Origin of the sequence: Salinivibrio sp. MA427 (assembly GCF_001996115.1) — a bacterium.
Classification (GTDB): domain Bacteria; phylum Pseudomonadota; class Gammaproteobacteria; order Enterobacterales; family Vibrionaceae; genus Salinivibrio; species Salinivibrio costicola.
This window is the reverse complement of sequence record NZ_MUFH01000147.1, coordinates 1-6,217: the sequence shown is the minus strand read 5'-3', so window position 1 is coordinate 6,217 and position 6,217 is coordinate 1. Positions and strand designations below refer to the sequence as shown.

Annotated in this window: 11 protein-coding genes and 1 pseudogene; 8 read left to right on the top strand and 4 right to left on the bottom strand. The window is 50.6% G+C overall.

The genetic code is table 11. The features are described 5' to 3' along the window. The first annotated feature begins 120 nt into the window (after positions 1-120). Positions 121-420, top strand: a complete 300-nt coding sequence (locus BZG79_RS10175) for a hypothetical protein (protein ID WP_077774322.1) — start codon at positions 121-123, stop codon at positions 418-420. Continuing rightward, on the top strand, positions 417-590 hold the full coding sequence (locus BZG79_RS16405) for a GNAT family protein (protein WP_199877706.1): 174 nt from the start codon (positions 417-419) through the stop codon (positions 588-590). Before BZG79_RS10175 ends, BZG79_RS16405 begins: the two co-directional genes overlap by 4 nt. Positions 591-603: 13 nt before the next feature. Here the strand turns inward: BZG79_RS16405 and BZG79_RS10170 are convergent, their stop codons facing one another. The 4 genes from BZG79_RS10170 to BZG79_RS10155 form a co-directional block, all read right to left on the bottom strand. Beyond that, complete coding sequence (locus BZG79_RS10170) at positions 604-1,431, bottom strand: TauD/TfdA family dioxygenase (protein WP_077774321.1); 828 nt, start codon at positions 1,429-1,431, stop codon at positions 604-606. Beyond that, positions 1,428-1,679 carry a hypothetical protein gene (locus tag BZG79_RS10165; RefSeq protein WP_077774320.1) on the bottom strand — a complete coding sequence of 84 codons (252 nt, stop codon included), beginning with the start codon at positions 1,677-1,679 and terminating at the stop codon, positions 1,428-1,430. The genes BZG79_RS10170 and BZG79_RS10165 overlap by 4 nt, the downstream gene beginning before the upstream one ends. A 194-nt stretch (positions 1,680-1,873) precedes the next feature. Further along, positions 1,874-2,110: an RNA recognition motif family protein gene (locus BZG79_RS10160; RefSeq protein WP_021023687.1), complete on the bottom strand. Its 237-nt coding sequence runs from the start codon at positions 2,108-2,110 to the stop codon at positions 1,874-1,876. A gap of 117 nt (positions 2,111-2,227) precedes the next feature. Further along, entirely contained in the window at positions 2,228-2,671 is a 444-nt protein-coding gene (locus tag BZG79_RS10155; RefSeq protein ID WP_077774319.1) for a MarR family transcriptional regulator, read from the bottom strand. Between the two features lie 181 nt (positions 2,672-2,852). Between BZG79_RS10155 and BZG79_RS10150 the strand changes: the two genes are divergently transcribed. From BZG79_RS10150 to BZG79_RS10125, 6 genes and pseudogenes are all read left to right on the top strand, one after another. Further along, positions 2,853-3,281, top strand: coding sequence for an organic hydroperoxide resistance protein (locus tag BZG79_RS10150; protein WP_021023689.1), 429 nt, complete (start codon positions 2,853-2,855; stop codon positions 3,279-3,281). A 188-nt stretch (positions 3,282-3,469) separates the two neighbouring features. Beyond that, positions 3,470-3,994, top strand: coding sequence for a GNAT family N-acetyltransferase (locus tag BZG79_RS10145; RefSeq protein WP_077774318.1), 525 nt, complete (start codon positions 3,470-3,472; stop codon positions 3,992-3,994). Between the two features lie 92 nt (positions 3,995-4,086). Next, positions 4,087-4,809, top strand: coding sequence for a hypothetical protein (locus BZG79_RS10140; protein ID WP_077774317.1), 723 nt, complete (start codon positions 4,087-4,089; stop codon positions 4,807-4,809). A 14-nt stretch (positions 4,810-4,823) separates the two neighbouring features. After that, positions 4,824-5,411 (top strand): GNAT family N-acetyltransferase, encoded by a 588-nt coding sequence (locus BZG79_RS10135; RefSeq protein ID WP_021023692.1) that lies wholly within the window; start codon positions 4,824-4,826, stop codon positions 5,409-5,411. Between the two features lie 80 nt (positions 5,412-5,491). Next, positions 5,492-6,013, top strand: a complete 522-nt coding sequence (locus BZG79_RS10130) for a GNAT family N-acetyltransferase (RefSeq protein ID WP_077676756.1) — start codon at positions 5,492-5,494, stop codon at positions 6,011-6,013. Continuing rightward, positions 6,006-6,217 (top strand): annotated as a pseudogene (locus BZG79_RS10125) (hypothetical protein); the annotation flags it as partial. The gene BZG79_RS10130 and the pseudogene BZG79_RS10125, both read left to right, overlap by 8 nt.

Sequence of the window (6,217 nt, the reverse complement as noted above, 5' to 3'; positions counted from 1 at the left end):
GTTAAGCCCTTACGCGAAGCAGCGGAAGAAGAGCACGATGTTAAACCGTAAGCGGTTAATAAACCCTACATACCCATAAGACACGGGCTTTGTCATAGTACCTTTTTGAGCGGAGGTACGATGAAACAAGCACAAAAACGCGCGCACTGGTCGGCGATTATTGAACAACAAAAGCAAAGCACAGTGTCCATTAAGCAGTTTTGCCAAGACAACGCTATTCCCTATCAAACTTTTTATTATTGGTCGAAGCGATTACGTGAACACCAACAAGCTCAAACCGTGCAGCCGGTTGTGGTCGATACGTCCGGTCAATTACCAGGGGCGTCCGTCGTGCTTGTCTTTGCCAATGGCATTCGAGCCGAGTTACCCGCCACGCTCAACGCCGCACAAATCAAACACTGGGTGGATGCACTGCAATGACGCCTTCTGGCAGTAAGCGGTTAGCGAGCGGACTGACTACGGTTCAGGCGGTGACCTTACCGTACAATCAACCTTCAAACCGTTTGCTCGAAAAGCTAGGGTTTCAGCTACAACGCCAAATCATGCTTTATGGGCATAGCAACAATCTGTATGAATATACCCGTACCTGAACGCCGTTAGGTGTTACTGAGCACTGTCACCCTGAACGGTGACACGGTGCAATCGTCTGGGCGCGTCACCATAATCGGTTACTGCGTAGTGTTGGGTGGCGCGATTATCCCAGATCGCCACCGAATGCTTTTGCCAGCGAAAACGAACGTGATATTTCGATTGGCGTGCTTGACTAAACAGTGTCGCCAGCCGTTGTTGGCTATCAGCCTCTGGCCACTCGGCAATCGCGTGAGTAAATTGCTCGTTAATAAATAGCACTTCTTGGCCGGTTTCTGGGTGGGTTTGCACCATGGCACGGCGAATAGGCGGGTAGTCTTGAGCGCGTTTCGAGACCACACTCTGGCCGTCGGCGTCTTGATGATCGTAACGGCTACCTTCAAAGGCGTGCAGTGCGTGAATGGTGTCGAGCTCGCGTAGCTCGGTTTTTTCTTCCTCGGTTAGATCGGCCCATACTGCTGCCATGTCACACCAAATCGTATCTCCGCCATGTTCTGGCACATATTGCGCGTGTAAAACCGAGCATTTGGGCGGCACCGCTTGCCATGTCATGTCGGTGTGCCAATAGCTTTGGCTGGGTGGATTGCCGCGGCTGGTTTCAATCACGACCACTTGGTTGTTGTCGGGCAGGTGAGGGAAAAACGGGTGAGGTGGCTCAAGCTCGCCAAAGCGTTTTGCCAGTGCGACATGGTTGTTGGTTGAGAGAGGCTGCTCGCGAAAGAAAAGCACTTTGTAGCGTAAAAATGCTTGGTACAATGCCGCAAACTCACCCTCTGAAAGCTGAGATAAATCGATATTGTCGACTTGCGCCCCTAACGTATTGCCTAAAGGGGTTATCTTCATTTGAACCATATCTTACCGCCAATAAATTTGTAGGCTGGTGTGCCTCGCACCAGGGTGTCACGCGCAAAGGGCTGTTCGCACTGAGGGCAGTGACACGGCGTGGTGGTGGCATCCTCAACAATCCTTTCTTTAAAGCACTTCACCAATGCACCTTTGCCGCCTTTGCGATATTTAAATAGTGGCGCATTACAACGTTTACAGAAAATATCGACGGTTTTGATGGGGCCTTTTTTATTCGGTTTTGCCATTTTGATTGCCCGAGCGTCACTATATGCCGAAAGCTTGATAGTGACGAGCCGGGCGCAGGCTGTCAATCAGCTATCGTTTAATGACGCTTTACGTTATTAACGCTTGGCGACCATAAACAAAAGCCAACACGGGTGATCGTGTTGGCTATCGTTCCCGCCTCACAGCCAATGTAAGTGCAAAGGGCTTTTTTTGCTTAGTTCGCGATTTTCACGCGGATTTTGCTCTTTGCAACGCTGGCCAGGTTCAGTGCGGCAATTGCAGCGTTGGCCTGGGCATCGTCAGGCATAGTCACAAAAGCAAAGCCTTTGGATTCGCCAGTCTCTTGATCCAGCACCAGATTGCAGTCGGTGACGTCGCCGTGTTCAGAAAACAGCTGACGGAGTTCTTGTTCGGTGGTGGTGCGTGCAAGGTTGCGAGCTAAAAGTTTCATTGTTGTCCGTTCATATCGAGGTAACAGCACCGATTGTGTCAGTAAAGGGGGCAACGACCAAGTAATAGTTTGGCTTTCTTATCGATACGTTAGCCTTGAGTGCTGCTCAGCCGACGTTTATGCGTCACTTTCWCCTAAGTCATGATTGATTTTATCCAGCAGCGCAATAAGTTGCTGGGCTTGCTGATCATCAATGCTAGGAAACTTACAACGAATCTTTTCAGGAATTTCCGCTGCTTGGTGCTGTAGCTCAATGCCTTTGCCCGTCAATGTTACCCACCGCTTTCGCTTATCGTCTTCGTCTTTCACTATGGTGAGCAAGCCTTTATCGCTCATCTTTTTCAAAATCTGCGTCATCGCGCCACCATCAATGCCGGTTTTCTCAACCAGATTTGCGATCGCGAGTCGGTCAGTTTCCCACAGCGCCATCATCACTACATATTGCGGGTAGGTGAGATCAAGCTCGCTCAGCCAGGTGCGGTAGGCGCGCGAAATACCGTTGGAGGCCTTGTATAAGCGGTGACAGATTTGGCTATTGAGCTTCAATTGGGGATAGGTCATGGCTTGTCATTGTCCGTGTGTCTAGTGAGTATTTTATTTTGTGCGCAAAGTATTTGCAATGCTGGGTTATACGATCTATTGTTTTGCATGCAAAATAAATAAACCAGATGCAAGCGGCTTCATCGCACCTGCTGAGTGCGAAGCAGTGAGCCGCACGCGGACTGAAACACAGGAGAGTGAAATGAAAGAGCTACAAAGTGTTGCCTATACAGCAAAAGCCACCGCTACCGGAGGCCGCGAAGGGTCTGCAAAATCCGATGACGGACGTTTAGATGTGGCGCTTTCCACGCCTAAAGGTTTGGGCGGAAACGATGGCGAAGGCACTAACCCTGAGCAGCTTTTTGCTGCCGGCTATGCGGCGTGTTTTATTGGTGCGCTGCGTTTGGTGGCGGGTAAAGCAGGCGTGACCTTGCCAGAAGACACCCACATTAACTCAGAAGTGTCGATTGGCCCCATTGATGGTGGTTTTGGTATTGCCGTGAAGCTGGCAGTGTCTGTTGGCGATCTAGATAAAGACACCGCGCATTCATTGGTCGAGCAAGCGCACCAAGTCTGCCCATATTCTAATGCCACGCGCGGCAATATTAAGGTTGAGTTGTCAGTGATTTAACCTAGCGGGCACGCTATGATAGGGAGCACTGTTAAGCAGGGCTCCCTTTTTTATGTCCGCTCTTTAAGGGAGCAGCGCGTTGTTCGGTGCTCCCTAACCTCGAGTGCTCAGCATTGACCGCTAAGACTATTGATCACGAAGACTAACGCGCAAGCCCTATACCAATAACAAGGATGATGAGAACTGGTATGTCAGAAACCACCACTAGTCAGCTCACCAAGATAAGCGTCGCTCCACTAACGAATGCAGATATAGAGGGTGTTCGAGAGGTATCGTTACCTCACCAACAAGTGAAATTTGCGGGCACCGCAGACGAATTTCTTGCCGAGACCAGCGAGACTATTCACCGCCATGTGATCAAACGAGCGGGCAATACGGTAGGCTTTTTTAAACTCGATACCGACTATGCGTCTCAGTATGACTTTTGCCCACCAAAGACGTTGGGCCTGCGCATGTTTGTAGTGGATGCGCGTTATCAAGGGCAAGGTCTAGGTACCGGTGCGGTTAAAGCCTTGCTTGAGTATTTGCCCGTTGATTATCATGATTTCAATTGGGTGTATTTAACGGTGAACTGTCAAAACCCGGCCGCTAAAGCCTGTTACCAAAAAGGCGGCTTTACTGATACAGGCGAGCTGTACTGGGGCGGCGCGGCAGGGCCTCAGCATATTATGTATGCTGCGATTGACGCCGATAATAAGGGCAAAGCGCAATGAGAAAGGGCAGAACCACAACGTTTGGTCATATGCGACAATGGCTTAGGGCAGGCTTAGACTTGCACACGATGTGCCAACAGACAGCTCGAATCATGAGTGTGTTGTTTGTCGGGGGGCTATCAACGGGGGCCTATGCGCAAGGGTTAGATTTTCGCGTTGAAACCGGCGGGGTGGCGTTTAGCAAAAATGATGTCAGCATCCCCGGAGATACCGGCACTCGCTTTGATATGACCGATTTAACCGGGCAGCCTGCCACGCCCTATGTGCGTTTGTATGGCACGTATCAGTTCCATCCCCAGCACGCGGTACGCCTAACCTTTGCGCCTCTCTCTGTCGATGGTCGTGGCACGCTGTCAAAAAGCATCCAGTTTCAGGATCAGCGCTTTGCCGCCGAGCAAGCCATTGATGCGGATTATCAATTCAATACCTATCGTGCGACATACCGCTGGACGTTTTACGATCAAGGCCCTTGGCAGTGGGGCATCGGTGCCGCCGCCTTGGTGAGAGATGCTGAAATCACCCTCGCGCAAGGTGAAACAAAAGCAACGAAGTCCAACGTTGGCGTGGTGCCCTTGCTGCATGGCTATGGTCAATATCGTCTATCCGATCGCGCGGCGTTGATCTTGGATGTGGAAGGCGCGTGGTCACCCATGGGACGAGCGGTTGATGCGGCGCTGATGTTGGAGTATCACCTTGGCGATGGCTGGTATGGCGCTCTGGGGTATCGCACCCTAGAAGGTGGGGCTGACAACGATGAAGTCTATAACTTTTCTTGGCTTCACTATGGCCTAGCCAGCCTCCGGTACCGGTTTTAACTGCGAGGGAAGAAATGGAGATAGCGATCCGGCAAGGATGGCCGCTTGAGCAAGCACAACACGTCGCTGAGTTGTATGAGCAGGCGTTTGGGATGAAGTTCGCACGGGCAATCCCTAATCAGGCAGCGCGCGTGGCGGTGTTGTCTCAGTGTTTTGTCCCAGACTTTTCGTTTGCCGCTATGCAAAACGGCAAGGTGGTGGGGTTAGCTGGGTTTCAAACCCAAGCCGGCGCATTGACACAGGGCATGGGCGCGAAACAGTTGATCGATAGTTTGGGGACCATCAAAGGCATTTGGGCCTGCGCGATATTGGCGCTGTTTGAGCGTAAAGCGGCACACAATGAATTGGTGATGGATGGCATTGCTGTTGATAGCGCGATACGAGGTCAGGGGATTGGTTCCCAATTACTGGATGCCATTCTCGATTATGCCCAAGCACATGGCTTTGAAAGCGTTCGATTAGATGTCATTGATAGCAACCCCAGAGCCCGCAAGCTTTATCAAGCCAAAGGCTTTGTCGCTACCAAAGAAGAGCGCTTTCCGCACCTAAAATGGTTAGTCGGCTTTTCAGGCGCCACCACCATGGTCAAGGTGCTGAACTAAAACAACCAGAGAGACAAGGATGTTTATTTCTCAATATCAATGAGATAGCCTAGTTCTATGATAGGAATAGGAACAAGCACATGGAATTAGTCGTCCCCACACTCAATCACCAAGCAGCCTTTACGCGCTTTTATGATGATTTTGCTCAGTTTGATCCCGAGAATGCCGATTACTATCGGCCGGGAAAAGATGATTTCGCCACTTACGTGACGCGGTTAACGGATGAGTCATTGGGTAAAAACCTTCGTAAAGGTTATGTGCCGTGTAGTCATTTTTGGCTGCTTGATGCTGAGCAACAAATCATTGGCGCGATTCGGATCCGCCATCACATCAATACGCCATTTCTATCTCAAGAAGCCGGACACATTGGTTACGATATTGCGCCGTCATATCGTGGACGTGGATATGGCAAGCAAATGTTAGCCTTAGCGCTGCCCAAGGCGAGCGAGCTAGGGATCACTCGCGCCCTAATTACCGCGAATGAAGACAATATGGCATCGCGCAAAGTAATTGAAGCTAATGGCGGCACGTTGGAAAACATCATTAATGGCGAAGTGTTCAATGAATCATTGGCGCGGTACTGGGTGGACATTAATGGATGACTCCCCGCGCGTGGACCAACTGGACAGTGACCGTCTGTTGCTGGTGGCGCCTAATATGGCCCATCAGCCTTTAATTTTAGAAGCCGTGTTGGAAAGCCAGCACACCCTTGCTCCTTTTATGGATTGGCTGCCGCACGCGCTGACCGAATCGAGCTCGATTGAAAACACCCAACAAGCGATTGATAACTTTGATATGTTTATTAA

Coding starts and splice junctions, on each gene's coding strand:
- BZG79_RS10175 (WP_077774322.1), top strand. CDS start 121: ATGAAACAAGCACAAAAACGCGCGCACTGGTCGGCGATTATTGAACAA.
- BZG79_RS16405 (WP_199877706.1), top strand. CDS start 417: ATGACGCCTTCTGGCAGTAAGCGGTTAGCGAGCGGACTGACTACGGTT.
- BZG79_RS10170 (WP_077774321.1), bottom strand. CDS start 1,431: ATGAAGATAACCCCTTTAGGCAATACGTTAGGGGCGCAAGTCGACAAT.
- BZG79_RS10165 (WP_077774320.1), bottom strand. CDS start 1,679: ATGGCAAAACCGAATAAAAAAGGCCCCATCAAAACCGTCGATATTTTC.
- BZG79_RS10160 (WP_021023687.1), bottom strand. CDS start 2,110: ATGAAACTTTTAGCTCGCAACCTTGCACGCACCACCACCGAACAAGAA.
- BZG79_RS10150 (WP_021023689.1), top strand. CDS start 2,853: ATGAAAGAGCTACAAAGTGTTGCCTATACAGCAAAAGCCACCGCTACC.
- BZG79_RS10145 (WP_077774318.1), top strand. CDS start 3,470: ATGTCAGAAACCACCACTAGTCAGCTCACCAAGATAAGCGTCGCTCCA.
- BZG79_RS10140 (WP_077774317.1), top strand. CDS start 4,087: ATGAGTGTGTTGTTTGTCGGGGGGCTATCAACGGGGGCCTATGCGCAA.
- BZG79_RS10135 (WP_021023692.1), top strand. CDS start 4,824: ATGGAGATAGCGATCCGGCAAGGATGGCCGCTTGAGCAAGCACAACAC.
- BZG79_RS10130 (WP_077676756.1), top strand. CDS start 5,492: ATGGAATTAGTCGTCCCCACACTCAATCACCAAGCAGCCTTTACGCGC.